Origin of the sequence: Nitratireductor aquimarinus (assembly GCF_017255295.1) — a bacterium.
Lineage (GTDB): Bacteria > Pseudomonadota > Alphaproteobacteria > Rhizobiales > Rhizobiaceae > Nitratireductor > Nitratireductor aquimarinus.
Genome location: NZ_JAFKDE010000011.1, coordinates 1 through 19,157 on the forward strand (window position 1 = coordinate 1; position 19,157 = coordinate 19,157).

Below are 19,157 nucleotides of genomic sequence, written 5' to 3' on the forward strand. Positions count from 1 at the left end.
GCATAACGGCCCCGTGGCGCAGGCCGCGATCAGAGGCCTGACACACGACCGATAGAAGCAACACGCTGCAAAAGAAGTCGGAAGAAAAACCTTGCAATGTAGGGGGCATCCACACACGCTCCGGGTTTGCCGGAGGCTGATTTCGGTTGGTTACGCGTCAGTTTTGATTAGATGGAGTGGTTGCCGACGGTTCTGGCGGCGGCCTTTCCTGCCAAATCACCCGCAGCAGTGAAACAGACAAGGCCGTCCGCGTGAAACCTTAAATCGACTCTGCGTTCATCGAAGATGCTCTAGTTGTGAGCGTTATTGAGTGTCGGATCCAGTCGATCCCGCAGCCAGTCGCCTGCAAGGCTGATCGACAGCGTTGTCAGGAAAATCACCACGCCCGCAGGCACACCTACCCACCAGGCCGAAGCCAGGTAGGTGCGTCCGTCCCCTAGCGCCAGCCCGAGGCTCGTCTGCGGCGGCTGGATCCCAAGCCCCAGGAAACTCAGCGATGTCTCCAGAAGGATCAAATCGGGAAAATTGAGGGTCACCTGAACGATCAGGATGGACAGGATGTTCGGCAGGATATGGCGTAAATAAATCTGCACCGGCGGGATTCCGAGGGTGCGGATGGCGAACGCATAACTTTGGCTGTTTGCCTGCAGAACCAGCCCGCGGGTGACACGCGCATATGTTTCCCAGCCATGCAGCCCCACAATGAGGATGAACAGTTCGATCGAGTTTCCGAAGAAAGCCAGAATGGCCAGGACGATTATCAGGAAAGGCATGGCCGCCTGCAGGTCGACCAGGGTCATGATCGCTTCTTCAACCCAGCCACGGAAATGTGCAGCGACAATGCCAATTACCGTGCCAACCGTTGCGCCGATCAGGGAGCCCGCGAGCGCGATGATCACGCTCATCCGTGTGCCGTAAAGCAGTCGGCTGAGGACATCGCGGCCGAGGTTGTCGGTACCCAGTAGATGAGCGGCATCGCCACCTGCGAAGACGGGGGGCTTGAGGCGGGAAAGCAGGCTCTGCTCGGTGTAGGAATACGGCGCGAGGAGGTCAGCAAAAATGGCTACGAACACCACCAGCGCCAGCCAGATGAAAGAGAGCTGAACCATGGGACCGGGAGCAGTTGCGGAACGTTTCGCACGGGCCCTTCGCCGCCAGAAGACGTCGGGACGTTCTGGCGTGAGGGAGAGATCTGGAGTGCTCATCCTGCGTCCTTTCCTGCGGTCGCGATGCGTGGATCGAGCCACCGATAGGCCAGATCCACCAGATAGTTGGCCGTGACCATCGTGAAGGCGATCAGGATGACGATGGTCTGGACCACAGCCAGATCGCGCTGCCCGACCGCAGTCACAAGCAGTTGCCCGATGCCCGGCCATGCAAAGACGGTCTCGACAACCACCGTGCCGGAGATGAGCCCCCCCATACGCAGGCCCAGAACTGTGATGACTGGGATCGCTGCATTCGGCACCGCATCGCGCAGAACCCGTGTCCGCACCGGTACGCCCTTGGCGCGGGCGGTTCTAATGTAAGGCTGGCTGAGCACTTCCAGCATGGATGATCGCGTGAAGCGCGCGATCGCTCCTGCCCCTCCAACGGCCAGCGTCAACGCCGGCATGACCAGGTGGGCCGGCGTTCCCATGCCGGCGCTGGGCAGGATCCGCCAAGTCATGGCGAATAGCAGGATCATCAGGATGCCCAGAAAGAAGCTCGGCATTGAATGGCCGAAGATGGAAAAGCTGATGACGGCATGATCCACTGTACTGCCGCGTTTGAGCGCAGCAATAACGCCGGCCACCATGCCGAAGATGGTGGACAGGGCGAAGCTGACCAGCCCCAGCAGCAGTGTTGCAGGAACACGGCTCATGACTGTGTCCAGTGCTGGCTGCTGATCCCGGAATGAGTAGCCGAATTCACCCTGTGTCAGTCCCTGCAGATAGCGCAGATATTGCACTGGCAGTGGCAGGTCCAGCCCGTAGACGTGCCGGTAGTGTTCCAGCACATCCGGCGGTGTGTCATCGGGCAGCATTAGGCGCATCGGGTCGCCCGCGAACCGCAGGATTAGGAAGACGAAGGTGACGGCCAGAAAAAGCGTCAAAATCCCGCGCAGTAATTTCAGAGTGACGAAGCCGAAGGTCATTCGCTGGCGCCCTTCGTTTGATTTAGCAAATTGCGGCACGCAGCCGGGTCGTTGACGAGGAAGCCGGATGCACCCATTTCGGCCAGCCCGAGAAGGTTTGATGCATCGTGATCTCCGACCTGGCGTCCGTCAGTTCTACCTGTGGTGATCCAGACTGCGTGCTCCGCCTGTACATGTTGGCGCAGTCTTTCGGGAGCTGACAGGGCGTAGTCTTCCCACATTCTGAGGACGGTTCCGCTTTCGGCGAAAAAAGCTTCCTGTTCCTCCATGTCCACCAGCAGACCGAGCACGTCTCCGCGCCAGCCGAGTGCTCGGAGACGAACCAGGCTGTCCACATGGTGCACACCAAATATCAGCGCTTTGCGGCCACTGGCGAGTGACGCCTCGACCAGCAGCGCCAGTGCCTCGGGGCGTTCATCCTTTATGTCGTAGAGCAACGCCTGATCGGTCGGTACAGTGGCAAAGAGCTCGGCAAGTGCGGGTGCTGCCGGTTCACCCTCGGCAAGCAGTTCCTGAAGCTCGGAGAAAGTTGTCTGTGCGACAATCGCAGGCTGTCCGGCCACACGGGTCAGATCTGCATCATGGCTGATGACGATGCGATGATCTTTGGTAATGCGGGTATCGGCTTCGATAATGTCGGCGCCCGCGGTCACGGCTCCACGCCATGAAGAAGGAGAGTTTTCACGGTAATGGCTCGAGGCCCCACGGTGAGCAATCAGAAGGGGTCGGTCGATCATTGTTACAGTCTTTCCATGGCGCGGGGTTTTGCGACCGGGGTCTGTTCATTGCCTTGAGCGCGGGCAATGTGGCGGGGTGCACGCTGAGTTTCATCACGTGCGCGCCTTGCGGCAGGGGTCGCAGCTGGCACGGCCGCCAGCAAGGCCCGGGTGTAGTCGTGTTGAGGTGTGGTGAAGACTTGATTGGCTGAGCCGCTTTCAACGACCTTGCCCCTGCGCATGACCGCGATTCGGTCGGAGATGTGCCGCACCACGCCGAGATCGTGAGAAATGAACAGGTAGCTTATTCCGAACCGCTGTCGCAGATCTCCAAGTAAATTGATGATCTGTGCCTGCACCGAGACGTCGAGTGCGCTGACCGCTTCATCGCAGACCACCAGCCTTGGTTCGAGAGACAATGCGCGCGCGATTACGGCGCGCTGCTGCTGACCGCCGGAGAGCTGGTGCACGAACCGCTCTCCCAGCCCGTCGAGTCCTGTCAGATGCAGATACTCCTCCACCCTGTCGCGCCGCAGTCTCCGATTGCCTGACACGGGCAGCCCATGAGCTGCCATGGCTTCGTCGATCTGCGCTGCGATTGACATGCGCGGGTCCAGCGCGCGCGAGGGATTTTGCCAGATCATCTGGATACACGCCCGCTCCCGGCGCCATGCAGCTGTGCCAATGCGCGGCCCCCGGGCTCCATCGATCAGGACCTCTCCGCTGGTGGGTGGTTCAATACGGGCGGCGATCCGGCCGAGGGTCGATTTGCCGGACCCACTTTCGCCAACGATGCCCAGTACTTCACCGGGTGCGAGGTTCAGGCTGACATCATCAACCGCGCGCACTGCAGGACGGCGGCTGAGGAAGCCCCCGCCGTAGACACGGCTAATCCCTGTCAGCGTCAGGATATCTCCGCTCATCGGTCATCCCCGGGGTAGTGGCATGCGACACTGTGGCCCTCTTCTCGGGCCGTCAGAGCGGGCATCTCAACACAGGTCGTTGTGACCTGTGGACAACGCGGCCCGAAGGCGCAGCCTTGTGGACGCGCGGTCGGGTTGGGCACAACGCCTTCGATGGCGGCCAGACGTCCGGTGTTGTGGGTGCCCGCGTGCAGGCGACAGGCCATCAAGCCTCGGGTGTAGGGATGCGAGGGAGCGTCGAAGAGGGTGTCAGCGGTCGCCAGTTCGACGATCCGACCAGAATACATGACCGCGACACGGTCGGCGATTTCTGCCACCACCCCCAGATCATGCGTGACGAAGATCATGGCAGCACCGGTTTCCGCCTGCAGCCTGCGCAGCAGTTTCAGGATCTGCGCCTGGGTTGTTACGTCGAGCGCCGTAGTGGCTTCGTCGGCGATTATCAGCTGGGGTTTGCAGGCCAGCGCCATGGCAATCATGATCCGCTGGTTCATACCGCCGGACAGCTCATGCGGGTATGCACGCAGACGCGCGCGTGGGTCTGGAATGCCGACCATCTCGAAAAGCTCTGTCGTTCGGTCGCGAGCCGCGCGGGACGTAAGCCCTTCGTGAAGGGACAACACCTCGGCAACCTGATCGCCGACCCTGCGAACCGGGTTCAAGGCAGCGGTGGCATCCTGAAAGATCATCGAAACCTCGCGCCCCCTGAGGCGCAGAAGAGCTGTTTCAGACAGACCGGAAAGCTCCTCACCAGCAAACATCACTCGTCCGGCCTTGCGCTTCACCGGCGCGGACAGCAAACCCATTGTCGCCAGGCAGGTAAGGGACTTTCCGCAGCCGCTTTCGCCGACAAGGCAAAGGGTTTCTCCCGGAGCCAGGTCGAAGGAGACATCCAGCACCAGATCAGAGTGTTCCGTGCCGACGCAAAGCCCATCGACCCGGAGCAACGGCTCAGATCGCGAAGCCATTGCTCCGGCAGGAGCGCAGGCCATCGATACGCGCCGGCTATTTCCGGCGCGCATCATGTTTGCCATCAGGGTCACTGAGTAGCGGCCTGATCTTCGAAATTGTAATTTCGCAGGTCAAGATAGAAGTGCGAATAGGGGCGCCACTCGAGCGATGAACGCACGCCATACGTTTCCAGCGGCTGGTAAAGGATAGTCCCCGGAGCTTCGTCTTCCCAGATGTCGAGCATTTTCTGGAAAACCACTTTGCGTTCCGCCAGATCAGATGTCACGTCCAGCTCTGCACCGAGCACATTGAAGTTCTCTGGCGTCCACTCATTCTTCCGCTGAACACCCTGATGGGGGCCCCAGAGGTTCCACAGGCCACCGGCGGGATCGGGGAAGCGGGTGGTATTGGACCAGGTCCGTACCATGCGCTCGTTCTCAGGCACGCCCATGACGTCCTCGACGAGGTTCAGCTTGCCGTTGATGCCGACGGCCTTCCACATCTCCATGATCGCTTCTGCGGCGGGCACGGTATTGACGTAGTAGTTGGGGTTGGTGCTGTAGTAGATGGTCTCGCCGTTATAACCGGCTTCGGCCAGCAGTTCCTTCGCGCGTTCGGGATCATAGGTGAGACCTTCGCGGTTCGGCTCGAACAGTGCGCCATACTCCTTGTACTGGTGCGACAGCGGCACGACGGTCTTGCCTGCCCAAAGGGCCTGCACCAGAAGGTCACGGTCAATGGCCAGATTCATTGCCTGGCGGATACGCTTGTCGGCGATCACCGGGTTCTTGGTGTTGTAGACGAGGACGTGGGAGTTCGACAGCACCACCGAGCGCGCTTCGACATTGTCGTAGCTGTCGATCTGGGCGATCTGATCCGGGCCGATGGTCGTGACGATGTCGAAGTCACCGGCGACGAGACCGGCGATGCGCGCAGCTTCTTCGGGCACCTTCACGAAAGTAAGAGACGCCGCCTTGGGCTTGCCACCGAAATAATCGTCGAAGGCCACGAGGCGGATCGACTGGTCTGGCTTGTATTCGTCCAGCATGAAAGGACCGGTGCCGACAGGAAACTGAGGATAGCTGTCGCCGGCATTTTTCAGCCAGTCGCTCTTGTTGACGACCCATGCAGTCCAGGAGGCCAGGCGCTGTTCAAAGATCGCGTCAGGCACTTTCAGGGTGAAGGTCACTTCGAGCGGGCCGGTTGCCTCGACGCTCTCGATGTTGCCGAAATAGCCGCGGCCATTGGCCATTATCGCCTCCGGGCCGGACAGGCGTTCGGCGGAGAAGGTGAAGGCGACGTCTTCGGCGGTCATTGTCTCGCCGTTGTGGAACTTGACGCCTTCGCGCAGCTTCAAGGCGAGCGTGCGGTCATCGGTCCATTCCCAGCTTTCAGCGAGCGCGGGAACCAGTTGCGAGCCCGAGCCATCTTCTGCTGACAGGAAATCACGGCGGATCACGGTGTCGAAGATGTCATAGGTTATGCGGGTGCCGATATTGGAGAGTTCCTTGGCGGGCTCAAGGGTCGGCGGGAGATCCGGAACAGCGACGACGATGTCGGGGCGATCGCTGGCGGTTGCAGCGGACGCGCCGAGCACTGCAGTCAGGCCGAAGGCGACGCCTGCAATGGCGGACAGAATTTTCAATGGATTTCTCCGGGTGAGATGTTCACATGGCTTGCGCTGGGCAAGCAGAACCTCCCCCTAGAAACGTGACATGACACCTGCGTGACGACTGCCTTACAACCCCGTGACAATTTTGTCGGCTTCGTATTCCCAAAAGCGTTTCATGTTGAATGAATGCAATCTCATACAATCGATGCATTGCAGCTTGGTCGGGTGTGCAACGGCGATGTCACGTTAACGAGATCGGGACGCGATTGGATGTGTGGCGCTGTTTTCAGCGGCCGATGGTTACAGCGTTCCATTCTGCCATGGCGCGCAGGCGATGACTGCGAATGCCGAGAGCTGTGAGCGGGGCGGGGGATTGTCAAGTTGTTGCCTGGGGTCGAAGAAAGCTGGGCCTCCGCCTGTCACGCGGCCATGCCGTCCGTGCAATCGTTCCAGCGCTTGAATGCGGCGGCGAGGACGGAACAGGTCGGCGGTTTCATCATGGACGGAGAGGAACCTTTGCGCCTGCCTTGCCGATTTGAACCGGCCCTGGATCTTCTCGCGTTTCCGGGTGGGCCGGTGCGATTCCTCAATACCTTTGTTCAGTTCCTTGTGTGCCCGGTGGTCCACGTTCAGCCCAAGCTTCCGCAGGGCCGCGCCGTTGCTGCGCAGTTTGTCCGTCACGATGACACGGGGCTCGCCCCAGTGGGTGATCAGCCGTGAAATAAAGCGCTTCGCGGCCCGTGCATTGCGCCGCGACTGCACGAAGATGTCGAGAACTTCACCGTTGCTGTCCACGGCGCGCCACAGCCAGTGCCGCACGCCATTGATCATGATCACCTTTTCGTCCAGGTGCCATTTGTCGGTGGGCCGCCAGCGCGCAGCCCGGACCCGTTTCGCAATCTGCGGTGCGAATTTTCCCACCCACGCCCGGATCGTCTCATAGCTCAACACGATGCCCCGCTAGGCCAGCAGGTCCTCGACGTCACGCAAGCTGAGCGAGAAGCGGTGATACGCCCAGACCGTGTACGAAATGATGGAGCGCGGAAAGCGGTGACCTTTCAGGCGCGGTGCGGACACCTGACTGATCATCGCCCGGAGCTACCCGGCTGCCCTCCAAAGGTCAACAACTTGACGATCCCCTGTTCAGGGAATGGCAGGAACGGCGCATCGACGTCCGGCGCTTTTGACGGCCAATCAAACATTAAAGCGCCGCCCCTGTCGCTTCTTCACGACGTCCGATAATCTTGCATTATCGGACGTCCGCGTGCTAGATGGCGAAATGGCCTCTGAGATCGAGCAGAATACCAAAAACCGGCACTTAGCCCCGTCTGCGACGCGAGAGAGCACGTCGCAAAACGACGAATCTAGCACTCAGAATGCCATAACAACGTTAAAATGCGACCAACCGGCGCCAGAAAATCCTGACCTGCCGGACATTGTCGACATCGTTCTGGCCATGGATGAGCGGCAGGCCCCCTCCCCTCTCCTGCCCGCCGAAACGGGTCCACTCGTCGAAACGGCGCGCAATTACTACGCGCGCGCGGCCCGCTCGGAAGCCACACAGCGCGCCTACGCTGCCGATTGGCGTCATTTCGCCTCCTGGTGCCGGCGCGCGGGCTTCTCGCCCTTACCGGCCAATCCAGAGACCGTGGGGCTATACCTGTCCGCCTGCGCTTCATCTTCACCGCGGCCAACCGTTTCGACGTTGGAGCGGCGGCTTTCCGGGCTCTCTCAGGCGTTCTCGCAACGTGGGGACCGTCTCGACCGCAAGAATCCGCACATTGCAGAAGTCTTTGCCGGCATTCGCCGCAAACACGGCCGCCCGCCGGTTCAGAAGGAAGCGCTTTTGGCCGACGACATTCTGGCCATGCTCGAAACCCTGCCCCACGATCTGCGAGGACTGCGCGACAGAGCGGTGCTTCTGGTCGGCTTTGCCGGCGGATTGCGCCGCTCCGAGATCGTTGGCCTCGATGCAGGTGTCGACCAGACGGAAGATGGCTGTGGTTGGGTCGAGATGTTCGAAAACGGCGCGATTCTCACGCTGCGCGGCAAAACCGGATGGCGTGAAGTGGAGATCGGGCGCGGCTCGGCAGACCGTTCCTGCCCCGTGGAAGCGCTGAAAATCTGGATGCGGCTCGGGCGCGTGGCCCATGGCCCGCTGTTTCGCAGAATTCGCGGTGAGAAATCGGTTCAGGAAAGCCGTCTCAGCGACAAACATGTCGCCAGACTGGTCAAAAAGACCGCGCTCGACGCCGGTTTGCGTCCGGAATTGTCTGAAAAGGAGCGTGAAAAGCTGTTTTCGGGCCATTCCCTGCGCGCCGGGCTTGCCTCTTCAGCCGAGGTGGACGAACGCTTCGTTCAAAAGCAGCTGGGCCATGCAAGCGCTGAAATGACCCGCCACTATCAGCGTCGCCGCGATCGTTTCCGGGTCAATCTCACCAAGGCGAGTGGTCTCTAGAGCGGCTCCAGCATCGGTTTTGCGTCCCACACTCCATAGAAACAAAGGGATTGAGCGCTCTCGATACCGCGCATTCGCCCTCGATCTTCAGTCAATGAACGATAAGCGACGTGAATCGGTCACCGCTGATCGATTCAGCAAATGCGTTGGACGCAGCCGGCTTTTCCGGGCCTGCTATAGGCATGTCTACCAACCCACATCTCTGCTGTCTGAAACGCATCGATCCCGCACGCAACATGGCGCGCTATTACACGCTTTCCGTTGAGCCCACCCTGTTTGGCGACGCTGCTCTTGTGCGCCAGTGGGGCCGGATCGGCACGCGCGGGCAGTTCAAGATCAATCTCTTCGACACGACGGGGGCTGCGGAGACAGCCCTCCAGCGGCTGCGCAAAATCAAGGAAAAGCGCGGATATCATCCCGAAATGAGCTGAAACGAGCCATTTTCAGGTGAAAATACCGAGAAATCCCAAAAAAGATCTAAAGCCAGGAAGCCGCGTCATTTGGCAGTCTGTGCTCGGGATCCGTCACGGAAAGACCGGGCCCTTTCTCTCCATTCCAGCTCCACAGCGCGACGCAGCTTCCGCCGGGCGACATGAAGGATGGATAGATCACGCCGTGATAGCCTTGCAGAAGCAGTTTTTCGCGCAGGAGATGGGTTTCGGGCAGCTTTCCGGCATCCATATCCGCCCGCCACTCGCACTGATGCAAAGCTGGCGATTGCCCGACTGCCTCAAGCCCCTCTTCGCTCGTCAGATCCGCAAGGCGCGCTTTTGAAAGCGTCAGCTGGGCGATCAGTGCGGGGTGCTGCACAAATCCCTGATTATATTCAGCCCAGGCCGTGGAAAGCTCCCGCGCCGCGTAGATCGTGGCTGCTCCAACCGGGTTCCAGCGACCGCCAAAGCGTGCGGCCCCCTCCCCTGAAAGCGGCGCATGCGCCCAGCGCGGCACATAAGCCCGCCAGAGGGTCTCATTGCGCAATTCCTCAGGCATAGACGCCGGCACGCACCGCTTCGAGATAGGTCAAAACCTTGTCGGCCTTCCCCTCCCCTACCAGATCATAGGCGGTTTTTCCCGCCCAGCCGGGAATCGGCTGATGCTTGAACCAGATCACGGCCCGGTGCTCATCCCCGGCCATTTCCGTCGCCATTGCCAGAATGCGCACAACCGGGCTCAGCGCCTGATCAACCTTTCTCTGGCCGGATTTGGCCGTCAGCGTGTTGCGGGCAACGCCAATCAGCCGTGCGAGCTCCACCATTGTCACGCCCAGAAGTTCAGAAACCCGCCGGGCGGATAGAAACGGTGCGCGCTCGTCAGCGAAATGGGCCGCTGCGAAATCGAGTTCTGCCGCAGTCATGCTCTTTGACCTCCTGAATCAACGCGAAATGAGCACATAATGATCACTACCCGATTAAACTATGCCCAGAATATGTTCATTTCAAGCTTGCGCTCTCCTTGAGCCTATAAGGGCTCGCTGGCGGGCCGAAACGAGCGCATTGAGCATCGGCTTGACGGAGAACGAGCCGCCATGGGCCCTTTCGGTCAACCGCCGGAGATATGCGCCGGGCGACCGGATGGCCTCGGCCCGCTCCAGCATGGCTGCAATGGTGATTGCCGCGTTGATTTCGCCCATCTCTGTCCGCGCTTTCGCCCAGGCGTCCGGTGGAATTCCCAGCATGGAACGCACCGTTTCGGCGGCTTTCATGAGATCTCGCCAGTTTGTGAGGCCACCGGGCGCATAATCGCGCATTTGCGGACAGGCTGAGGTCACAATTTCCAGCCGCATCGTTGCGGTCCGGCAAGCATTTTCACTTGCAGAAGCCTGTTTTGTCGGTTGTGGGGCTCTTTCCAGCCTTCCGGATGGGTTTTTCCGGTGTGCTTTGGCAAGGGCTACGCTTTCATGAGCCTTTCGCGGCGTTTCCGCTTCGATGTCGTCTACCTCTATTTCAAAATTAGAGTCTGAGTCTGAATTATGAATATGGCGCTCATTTTGGGACTCATTGGCGCTCACTTTTGTGATTTCATTAACCATGCGCTCTGGATTTTGAGCCTCCAGCTCTTCGTCGCGAAGGTTATCGAGATATGCGTTTTCGATTGCGTCGCGCAGTTCCACGAGCGCGTCTCTGCGTGCTTTGAGCGTTTTCCAATCGGTGTTGCGGCCCAATCTTCCAGAAAGCGCCTCGAGACGCTCTGCAAAGGCTGCAAAACGCTCTCCCCTGCCCTCCTGGGCGGTTGCGTGAACAATGGCCGCAATATCCCTCAGATGGATCGTTACTTCGCTCCTGAGGGCTCTCAGGGCCTTAGCAAGCCGCCGTGTTTCTGCTGCGTAAGCCTCGATTTCGCCCGCACGCATGACCAGAGGCGCTAGATCGAAGCCGAAAGCTTCCTCGATCTGGCCTTCTTCACCACGGCGCGCAAAACGTTTTCCATTGGCGCTGTCGCGGCGCAGAATGAGCCCGGCCTTCACCAGCGCCGCCAGATGCCGACGCAGTGTTGCCGGCGCCATGCCACGGGCGCGAATGGAGAGTTCGGCATTGGACGGGAACACGACAAGTTCCCCGCCGGGATCCAGCATGCGTTCACTGTTGAAGCTCACAAGCGCCTCCAGAACCACAATCGTCCTGTCGGAGAGGCCAAGCGCCGGTCGTGCTTCGGTTACGGCCCGCAGCAAATGCCATTTATCCACGGTATTTTCAGAACAGGCACGTGCATCGCCCGAGCGCGTGTTCAGGGCCTTGCGGGCACGCCGAACCTGCTCACTGACTATGATTTGGGCACGCGCCATCCCTTTCCCGCCGAATGGCGAGATTGCAAATCTATCCGTCATTGTCTCACCTAGCATTAGGCAAGAAAAAGACGCTCACCGAGTGACCCGGTGCTTGACTTTGAACGCTGGAAGTGATTCTTTCAGATTGCTACATCGAAAGGGGCTTCCGGAATTTAAACGTTCTGGGGGCCTTTTTCTTGCGCGATTTTCCTCTCGCTCTACCTCTTCACTCTTCGTCTGACCGGCGTTTCCGCCGGATTTGTTTCACCGCATCTCGCGGCTGATGAACCTAGTTGCCGTCCGCCCGCTCTTTTTCAAAACGTTCGGACAGTTCGGGCAGAAGCCCGGCCACATAGTCTGCAAAGCCCGGCCGCGTCTTCTCGTCGAAATCGAGCCTGGGTTTGCTTCCCGGCGTCACCTTTGCAAGCAGACGGCCTTTCCTGTCTTCCACAGAGCGCGTTTTCTCAGCCTTCTTGGCTTTTGCCGACGCCCTCTTGGCGAGGCGTTCGTAGAGCCTGCGGAACCGCTCGTCTGAATCGGCGGCACGGAACGCGACGGACTGAATCTCGTCCTGTGCGAGGGCCACAGCTGCTTCACGCTTCAGATACTCTGCCAGCGCCATCCAGCGCGGGCGTCCGGCTTTCGGGGCAGGGCCAATCGCTGCTGCAATGTCTGCCGGAACGGCTTCAGCCACCTGCAGAAGCCGCGTCATCTCCGCCTTGTGCAGCGACAGTGCGCGCTGAACGACACTGCGGTCGAAACCATGGCGCATCAACGCATCGGCAAAGAAGGCGCGCTCGATGAAGGAGAGATTGCGACGCTCGGTGTTTTCCTTGCCCTGGGCAAGCACAAGATCGTCATCGCTCAGGGTCCGGACAATCGCCTGAACCGGCCTCTTGAGGCGGTTCGCGGCACGCACACGGCGATGACCATAGGCCACCTGAAAGCGGCCATTCTCCGTCGGATGGGGGCGCAGAAGAACAGGCACCTGCTGGCCATTCTCGCGTACGCTGTCCACCAGCGCAGAGAAATCTTCGTCGCCGTCATCTTCGAGGCTCAGGCGGTCGCGCACGATCGATGGGTCGATCAGGTGCGGCTCCACTTCGATCACGCGTTCGCCTTTGGCGAGGCTCTCGCGAATGGCCCGCGCATCTTCCACTTCACGTGTCATGGATGAGAGCGAGAGCCCCATCGCCTTGACCGCGCCGGAGGAACTGCGTGCAGGCGCATCTGTGCCAGACGGAGCAAGCTTTGCTGCAAGTCTGGCTTCCGGCGCGGACTGTGTGGGATTTGACTGCGCGGAATTCGACTGGGCGGAATTCGACTGGGCCGGTTTTGCCTGAGCAGGCTGCGGCTTATGGGAAGGCGAGGGGGCTTCGCCCTCACCTGCACCACCGAACAGCGCCTTCAGATGGTCCTTGCGCTTGCTCATGCCCCGTCTCCTGTCGCGTTACGACCCCAGGCGTTTTCGACCAGCGCTTCGACCTCGGCGTTGACAGATGTCAACGCTTCCATCGCGCGGTCGTAGGTCGAGCGTGTGAAGTTGTCCCGGCCCACTTCATAGAGTGTCTGCTTGGTCAGGCCCGCATCGGAAATCGCGGTCGACTTGACCATGGGCGCCGTCAGAACGCGTTCGCCAAACTGCGACCGCAGGAAGCCGACAATCTGCGTCTGGGGACCATCATTCGGCTCGTAGCGCGTTACGAGGTAGCGCAGGAAATCGAAGTTCAGCGAACCGCCTGCCTCGCGCACAACCGACAGAAGATCGGCCGTCATGTAGAGGAACTGGCTCATCGAGGCGACGTCCAGCATCTGCGGGTGCACGGTCACGATGACCGAGGTGGATGCGCACAGTGCGGAGAGCGTCAGGAAGCCGAGCTGTGGCGGACAGTCGATGATGACCACGTCGTAATCATCGGCAACCGTGGCAAGTGCGGCCTGAATGCGCGCGAAGAAGAATTCGTCCGCACCGTCACCCGCCTGGCGCTCGGCCAGCATGCGCGGTGTCGTGTGCTCGAACTCGTGCAGCTCGAGATTGCCCGGCACCAGATCGAGCCCGTCGAAATAGGTCTTGCGGATGATCTGCGAAAGCGGCCTGCGCTCTTCGTCATATCGGATCGCGCCATAGAGCGTGTCATTGCCCGAAAGATCGATTTCGGGCTGATAGCCGAAGAGGGCGGAGAGAGACGCCTGCGGATCGAGATCCACCGCCAGCACACGATAGCCCGACAGGGCCAGATGCTGCGCCATGTGCGCGCTGGTCGTCGTCTTGCCGGAACCACCCTTGAAGTTGGTCACCGAGATGACCTGCAGGTGCTCGTGCTCTGGGTCGCGCCACTTCACATAGGAACGGGCCTTGGCGAGGTTGCCCTTGGCCTTTGCCTGCGCCGCAAGATGCTGCCGGAGCGCGTTGATGTCTGAAAGGGAATAGTAACGGCGTCCGCCGGACCCGGTCTCCGGCTGCGGACCTTCGCCGGCAATGGAGAGCTGACGCAGATATCCATCTGAGACGCCGATCAGACGCGCCGCTTCACCGCTCGAGAATGTGCGGAGCGTCTTCTGGGCTGCCGGGGGATAAAGACGGTCGCGCATGACGCGCAGCTGTTCGGAAAGCCGTGCAGCGTCCGCCGCGATGGCCTGGTCAGCCGCCAGAACCGGCTGCGCGTCCGCGCCTTCCATCGCTACTTCAGCAACCTTGTCCAACTCCCGCTCTCCTTCATGGTCAATGGCCATGTCCATGCCGTGCCGCTCCTCGTCATCCAATCAAGTCGGCGCTGGTTGACAGGTGTCAACGCAACGCATCCCCTAGGCGGGCGCAGCGCGAATTGCCTTAACGTCACCACCCTCAAAAGGGCGCATGACGGAATAATATTGCGCAACGTAACCCGATTCGGAGCCATTCGGCGAGTGGCCTACGCTTGAGGGTATAGATACGCTTAAAATGCAAACGCGCTGAGGCAGGTTTGAAATCGGAAGTAACCGCTACTAACAGGTACGCATCGCGGTTACGCCAATCTCTCACATTCGCCGCCAGTTCCGTAACTAATGCCACGAGGCAGGCGGCCATCGTCAAGAAGTTTTTGGTTAACAAGACGTTAACGGAACATGTTCTGTGATGGAAGTGAGCCGAATAATCCAGCCGTTACCGTGACTTAAGTCACTCGGCGGATCAGATCGCATCGAAAACAAATCGACAGGGCCGGCTGGAAGTAGACCAAAACGCCGCCCGGGCCGCTGAAAAGGCACACATTTTCTTAACCGCGGCTCGCGCGCGGACAGAATCGGAGCGCTGCGCGCGCCGCTAAAAGATCTGGCAGGGGAGGGGAGGGCGTCAAAACCTGTTAATGACGCCTGCGGCCTCTCCGGCAAGCGGTGCGAAACGCCGACAGAAGCTCTCCGCATCCCATTCGCTGAGCGAGCCGGCAATGTGGATGGCCCCCAGCGGTCGTCCCTCCGGAGAGAGCAGCGCCGTGGCGATCGCGATCTCGCCCTGGAGCACTTCTTCGAGCGCCAGCGCATATCCATTCTCGCGCGCTTCCTGAACCTTGGCCCGGATGGCCTGAGGGTCGGTGATCGTCTTTGGCGTGATCTCGCGGCGCTCGGAGCGCTCGATGATTTCGTCCACTTCGTCGTCGCTCATATGCGCCATCATGGCGCGCCCGCCAGAGGTGCAGTAGATCGGCACGCTTTGCCCGACCAGCGTTGCGAAGAACGTTTCGCGCTTGCTTTGAAGGCGTGCAGCATAGATGAGCCGCAATCCGTCGCGCAGGCTGAGATCCACGCGCTCGCGCACACTGCGCCGCAGCTCCATCAGAACCGGGGAGGCCCGCGCCACCAGAGGGTTCAGCCGCAGATAGTCGCGTGTATGATCGAGAATGCGAATGCCCGGCACATAGCCGCGGTCGTCTGCGTCGCGCTGCACATAGCCAAGCTGGCGCAGCGTGTGCACCACGCGCTGCGCGGCGCTCTTGCCCATGCCGCCGGCAGCCGCAATCTCGTTCAGCGTCAGCGGTTTGCTCGCATCGTGAAAGGTCGAAAGCACCTGCATGGCGCGCGCAATCGCCTGCACGAAAAGGGGATCGTTCTCATCGATGCTTGTGCTCGGCGGGACACCGTATTCGCCCTTCTGAATGTAACGCACGCAGACTTCCAATCCCGCCAGAATTCGTTTGACACCCAATCCGCTGTATATCTATCGTTATATCGATACGAAAGTATCGTACAGCGATACTTGGTCCTTCACCCTATCACGCATTTTACGGGCGTCGACCCGAAAATGCGGTCTTGCAAAAGCGGGGCTTGTGAATGCGGCGTTGCATATTGATCGGCAGTCTCTTGCGGGGAGGCGTCTTATGAAAAGGCGCGTTGCACTCGCCGGTTTCCTTCACGAAACAAACACTTTCGCACCATCTCCCGCGACCTATGCGCATTTCGAGCAGGGTGGCGGCTATCTGCCCCTGTCGCGCGGAAACGAGATCATCGAGCGCTCGCCGGGCGTCAATCTGGGCATATCCGGCGCGGTTGCGCATGCGCAGAAAGCCGGCTGGGAAATCGTTCCGGTTCTGTGGACCGGCGCCATCCCGTCGGCTCATGTCATGCGGGACGCCTATGAGCGCATCGCCGGTGAAATCGTGGACGGGATCGCTGCCGCCGGTCCGCTGGACGGCGTCTGCCTCGACCTGCATGGCGCGATGGTCGCCGAACATCTCGATGACGGGGAAGGCGAACTGATCGCCCGTGTGCGCGCGGTCGTCGGTCCCGGCGTGCCGATTGCCGTGAGCCTTGATCTGCATGGCAACACGACGCAGCTCATGGTCGATGAAGCCGATCTGCTTCTCGCCTTCCGCACCTATCCGCATGTGGACATGGCCGAGACCGGCCGGCGCGCCGCCGAGGGCCTCGACAGGCTGATGGCGCGGGGTCGCTCCTTCGCCCATGCCTTCCGGCGGCTTCCCTATCTCACCTCCATTCCCTGGCAGTGCACTTTCATCGAACCGGCGAAAAGCCTCTATGAAGAGGTCGCCGCGCTGGAGGCCGGGCCGGTTGCAAGCGTGTCCTATTGGATGGGCTTTCCCGCAGCCGATATCGAGGCGTGCGGCCAGACCGTTCTCGCTTATGCAGAAACCCAGGACGCGGCCGACCGCGCGGCGGACCAGCTCTATGCGCGCATCATGGAAGCGGAGGAGGCTTTCGCCGGCCGCGCCTGGGGCCCTGATGAAGGCGTGCGCGAAGCCATGCGCATTGCCGAAGGGGCGAGCCGCCCGGTGGTCATTGCCGACACGCAGGACAATCCCGGCGCCGGCGGCGATTCCAACACGACCGGCATGCTCCGCGCGCTTTTGAGAAACGGCGCGCGCCGCGCCGCCATCGGCATGATCATCGATCCGCTTGCGGCCCTTGCCGCCCACGCGGCAGGGGAGGGGGCCGAAATCACCATTCCGCTGGGCGGCCAGTCCGGCGTTCCGGGTGACGCGCCCTTCACCGGCACGTTCCGCGTGGAAAAGCTCTCCAATGGCGATCTTCATGCGACCGGCCCCTATTACGGCGGCACGCATATGAATGTCGGCCCGTCCGCCTGCCTGTCGATCGACGGTGTGAAGATCGTCGTCGCCACGCACAAGGCGCAGATGGCCGATCTCGCCATGTATCGTTTCGTCGGCATCGAGCCGACGGAGATGGCCATTCTGGTCAACAAGAGTTCGGTGCATTTCCGCGCCGACTTCGATCCCGTCGCCGAGACCGTTCTGGTCTGCACGGCACCGGGGCCCATGCCGCTCGACCCGGCGGACCTGCCGTGGACGAAACTGGCGGATGGAATGCGCCTGTCGCCCCGGGGGCCGGTTTTCCGCCGCTCACAGAGCGAACCGCTCATGATGGAGGGCTGACAGGAGAAAAGCGCGGCAGGAGAACCGCGTTCGAGACGTCACGACGAACACAATTTCACTTTCCAAAGAAAAAGAGGGAACTCATGTCGCGTCTTCAGGATAGAATTCACCACTTAAAGAGCCATGTGCGCGGTGCGTCGCTTGGCCTTGCCGCCGGCGCAGCGCTGATCGCCGGCATCGGGGCGGCCACGCCGGCCCTTGCGCAGGACAACACGATCACGGCCGTCATGCATTCGGGCCTGCGCGTGCTCGACCCGATCATCACCACCGCCCACATCACCCGAAACCATGGCTACATGGTTTATGACGTGCTGGTGGCCGTTGACGAGAATTTCGCCCCGCAGCCGCAGATGGCCGACTGGACGATCTCCGACGACAATCTCACCTACACGTTCACGCTACGCGACGGTCTGAAGTTCCATGACGGCGCGCCGGTCACCGCAGCCGATGCCGTTGCCTCGCTCCAGCGCTGGGGCAAGCGCGATTCCGGCGGCCAGCTCATCTTCGATGTGACTGAAAGCCTTGAAGCCACAGACGACAAAACCATCGTCTGGAAACTGAAGAGCGCGTTCCCGGCGCTGCTCGACACGGTCGGCAAGCAGTCCGCCGTGCCGCCATTCATCATGCCCGAACGGGTTGCCAGCGGCTCCGCCGACGAGGCCATCACCGACTACACCGGCTCCGGGCCGTTTGTCTTCGTTGCCGACGAGTATCAGCCCGGCGTTTCCGTCACCTATCGCAAGTTCGAGGATTATGTCCCGCGCGATGGCGCAGCGAGCTGGATGGCCGGCGGCAAGAACGTGAAGGTCGATGAGGTGAAGTGGGTCACCATGCCCGATGCCCAGACCGCCATCAATGCGCTCATGTCGGGTGAAATCGACTATATCGAGCAGGTGCAGATCGACCTTCTGCCGCTGCTTGAGGCGAGCGAGGATATCACGGTCGAGACCCGCGACGATCTGGGTTACCAGACCATCGGCCGCATGAACTTCAAGCATCCGCCCTTCGACAATGTGAAGATCCGACAGGCCGCGCAGATGGCGCTCAGCCAGGAAGCGGTTCTCGCAACGCTGATCGGCAATCCAGACTACTACAAGGTCTGCGGCGCGATCTTCGGCTGCGGCACGCCGCTGGGTGATGAATCCGGCTCCGACACGCTCACCTCCGGCGGCGACATCGAAGGCGCGAAGAAACTCCTCGAAGAGGCCGGCTATGACGGCACGCCCATCGTGCTGATGCAGCCGACCGACGTGGTCAGCCTCACCGCCCAGCCGGTGGTGGCCGCACAGGCCATGCGCGAGGCCGGCTTCAATGTCGACATGCAGGCGATGGACTGGCAGACGCTCGTTACCCGCCGCGCCAGCCAGGCCAAGCCCGCCGAAGGCGGCTGGAATATCTTCTTCACCAACTGGATGGTGCCGGAGATCAACTCGCCGCTCATCAGCCCCATGCTGAACGGCCGCGGAGACGCCGCCTGGTTCGGCTGGCCCGAGGATGAGAAGATCGAGGAGCTGCGCGCAGCCTTCATCGCCGCCGATACGCCTGAAAAGCAGAAGGAAGTCGCCGTCGACATCCAGAAGCACACGCTGGACAATGTTCTGTATGTCCCGCTTGGCCAATATGTCATGCCGCAGGCGCGCACCAACAAGCTGACCGGCATGATCCCGTCTCCCGTTCCGGTGTTCTGGAACATCGAGAAAGCGGACTGACC

16 protein-coding genes and 1 pseudogene are annotated in these 19,157 nt (G+C 60.8%); 4 read left to right on the top strand and 13 right to left on the bottom strand.

The genetic code is table 11. The features are described 5' to 3' along the window. Positions 1-290: 290 nt before the first annotated feature. The 7 genes and pseudogenes from JYP46_RS18295 to JYP46_RS18325 form a co-directional block, all read right to left on the bottom strand. A complete protein-coding gene (locus tag JYP46_RS18295; RefSeq protein ID WP_206548994.1) occupies positions 291-1,109 on the bottom strand; it encodes an ABC transporter permease in 819 nt (272 codons plus the stop codon). A gap of 92 nt (positions 1,110-1,201) precedes the next feature. After that, positions 1,202-2,137, bottom strand: a complete 936-nt coding sequence (locus tag JYP46_RS18300) for an ABC transporter permease (protein WP_206548917.1) — start codon at positions 2,135-2,137, stop codon at positions 1,202-1,204. Next, on the bottom strand, positions 2,134-2,874 hold the full coding sequence (locus JYP46_RS18305; RefSeq protein ID WP_206548918.1) for a glycerophosphodiester phosphodiesterase: 741 nt from the start codon (positions 2,872-2,874) through the stop codon (positions 2,134-2,136). The genes JYP46_RS18300 and JYP46_RS18305 overlap by 4 nt, the downstream gene beginning before the upstream one ends. A gap of 2 nt (positions 2,875-2,876) precedes the next feature. Continuing rightward, positions 2,877-3,776 (bottom strand): ATP-binding cassette domain-containing protein, encoded by a 900-nt coding sequence (locus JYP46_RS18310; protein ID WP_206548919.1) that lies wholly within the window; start codon positions 3,774-3,776, stop codon positions 2,877-2,879. Further along, positions 3,773-4,810, bottom strand: coding sequence for an ABC transporter ATP-binding protein (locus JYP46_RS18315; RefSeq protein ID WP_222474289.1), 1,038 nt, complete (start codon positions 4,808-4,810; stop codon positions 3,773-3,775). The genes JYP46_RS18310 and JYP46_RS18315 overlap by 4 nt, the downstream gene beginning before the upstream one ends. Positions 4,811-4,815: 5 nt before the next feature. After that, a complete protein-coding gene (locus JYP46_RS18320; protein ID WP_222474290.1) occupies positions 4,816-6,372 on the bottom strand; it encodes an ABC transporter substrate-binding protein in 1,557 nt (518 codons plus the stop codon). 432 nt (positions 6,373-6,804) lie between these two features. Next, positions 6,805-7,428: pseudogene (locus tag JYP46_RS18325) on the bottom strand (IS6 family transposase); the annotation flags it as partial. Between the two features lie 190 nt (positions 7,429-7,618). On the opposite strand from JYP46_RS18325, the gene JYP46_RS18330 reads away from it, so the two are divergent. Beyond that, positions 7,619-8,797 (top strand): tyrosine-type recombinase/integrase, encoded by a 1,179-nt coding sequence (locus JYP46_RS18330; protein ID WP_206548921.1) that lies wholly within the window; start codon positions 7,619-7,621, stop codon positions 8,795-8,797. A gap of 182 nt (positions 8,798-8,979) precedes the next feature. Further along, entirely contained in the window at positions 8,980-9,228 is a 249-nt protein-coding gene (locus tag JYP46_RS18335) for a WGR domain-containing protein (protein ID WP_113156419.1), read from the top strand. A 46-nt stretch (positions 9,229-9,274) separates the two neighbouring features. On the opposite strand, the gene JYP46_RS18340 is transcribed toward JYP46_RS18335, so the two are convergent. The 6 genes from JYP46_RS18340 to JYP46_RS18365 form a co-directional block, all read right to left on the bottom strand. Further along, the gene (locus JYP46_RS18340; protein WP_206548922.1) at positions 9,275-9,787 is read right to left on the bottom strand and encodes an RES family NAD+ phosphorylase; all 513 of its coding nucleotides are present in this window, start codon (positions 9,785-9,787) and stop codon (positions 9,275-9,277) included. Then, positions 9,780-10,151, bottom strand: coding sequence for an antitoxin Xre/MbcA/ParS toxin-binding domain-containing protein (locus tag JYP46_RS18345; RefSeq protein ID WP_113156417.1), 372 nt, complete (start codon positions 10,149-10,151; stop codon positions 9,780-9,782). Before JYP46_RS18345 ends, JYP46_RS18340 begins: the two co-directional genes overlap by 8 nt. Before the next feature lie 81 nt (positions 10,152-10,232). Next, positions 10,233-11,621 (bottom strand): plasmid replication protein RepC, encoded by a 1,389-nt coding sequence (gene repC / locus JYP46_RS18350; RefSeq protein WP_206548923.1) that lies wholly within the window; start codon positions 11,619-11,621, stop codon positions 10,233-10,235. Between the two features lie 229 nt (positions 11,622-11,850). Next, positions 11,851-12,993, bottom strand: a complete 1,143-nt coding sequence (gene repB / locus JYP46_RS18355) for a plasmid partitioning protein RepB (protein ID WP_206548924.1) — start codon at positions 12,991-12,993, stop codon at positions 11,851-11,853. Continuing rightward, entirely contained in the window at positions 12,990-14,240 is a 1,251-nt protein-coding gene (gene repA, locus JYP46_RS18360; RefSeq protein WP_206546510.1) for a plasmid partitioning protein RepA, read from the bottom strand. The genes repB and repA overlap by 4 nt, the downstream gene beginning before the upstream one ends. A 652-nt stretch (positions 14,241-14,892) precedes the next feature. Beyond that, positions 14,893-15,702: an IclR family transcriptional regulator gene (locus JYP46_RS18365; protein ID WP_113157089.1), complete on the bottom strand. Its 810-nt coding sequence runs from the start codon at positions 15,700-15,702 to the stop codon at positions 14,893-14,895. Positions 15,703-15,913: 211 nt separating this feature from the next. On the opposite strand from JYP46_RS18365, the gene JYP46_RS18370 reads away from it, so the two are divergent. Then, positions 15,914-17,446 carry a M81 family metallopeptidase gene (locus JYP46_RS18370; RefSeq protein ID WP_206548925.1) on the top strand — a complete coding sequence of 511 codons (1,533 nt, stop codon included), beginning with the start codon at positions 15,914-15,916 and terminating at the stop codon, positions 17,444-17,446. An 83-nt stretch (positions 17,447-17,529) separates the two neighbouring features. Continuing rightward, positions 17,530-19,155, top strand: a complete 1,626-nt coding sequence (locus JYP46_RS18375; RefSeq protein WP_206548926.1) for an ABC transporter substrate-binding protein — start codon at positions 17,530-17,532, stop codon at positions 19,153-19,155. Positions 19,156-19,157: the final 2 nt, after the last annotated feature.

Excerpts from the sequence above, each read along its gene's own strand:
- JYP46_RS18335 (WP_113156419.1), top strand. The coding sequence starts at position 8,980 with ATGTCTACCAACCCACATCTCTGCTGTCTGAAACGCATCGATCCCGCA.
- repC (WP_206548923.1), bottom strand. The coding sequence starts at position 11,621 with ATGACGGATAGATTTGCAATCTCGCCATTCGGCGGGAAAGGGATGGCG.
- JYP46_RS18345 (WP_113156417.1), bottom strand. The coding sequence starts at position 10,151 with ATGACTGCGGCAGAACTCGATTTCGCAGCGGCCCATTTCGCTGACGAG.
- repB (WP_206548924.1), bottom strand. The coding sequence starts at position 12,993 with ATGAGCAAGCGCAAGGACCATCTGAAGGCGCTGTTCGGTGGTGCAGGT.
- JYP46_RS18305 (WP_206548918.1), bottom strand. The coding sequence starts at position 2,874 with ATGATCGACCGACCCCTTCTGATTGCTCACCGTGGGGCCTCGAGCCAT.
- JYP46_RS18330 (WP_206548921.1), top strand. The coding sequence starts at position 7,619 with ATGGCCTCTGAGATCGAGCAGAATACCAAAAACCGGCACTTAGCCCCG.
- JYP46_RS18295 (WP_206548994.1), bottom strand. The coding sequence starts at position 1,109 with ATGGTTCAGCTCTCTTTCATCTGGCTGGCGCTGGTGGTGTTCGTAGCC.
- JYP46_RS18300 (WP_206548917.1), bottom strand. The coding sequence starts at position 2,137 with ATGACCTTCGGCTTCGTCACTCTGAAATTACTGCGCGGGATTTTGACG.
- JYP46_RS18310 (WP_206548919.1), bottom strand. The coding sequence starts at position 3,776 with ATGAGCGGAGATATCCTGACGCTGACAGGGATTAGCCGTGTCTACGGC.
- JYP46_RS18370 (WP_206548925.1), top strand. The coding sequence starts at position 15,914 with ATGAAAAGGCGCGTTGCACTCGCCGGTTTCCTTCACGAAACAAACACT.
- repA (WP_206546510.1), bottom strand. The coding sequence starts at position 14,240 with ATGGAAGGCGCGGACGCGCAGCCGGTTCTGGCGGCTGACCAGGCCATC.
- JYP46_RS18315 (WP_222474289.1), bottom strand. The coding sequence starts at position 4,810 with ATGGCAAACATGATGCGCGCCGGAAATAGCCGGCGCGTATCGATGGCC.
- JYP46_RS18375 (WP_206548926.1), top strand. The coding sequence starts at position 17,530 with ATGTCGCGTCTTCAGGATAGAATTCACCACTTAAAGAGCCATGTGCGC.
- JYP46_RS18340 (WP_206548922.1), bottom strand. The coding sequence starts at position 9,787 with ATGCCTGAGGAATTGCGCAATGAGACCCTCTGGCGGGCTTATGTGCCG.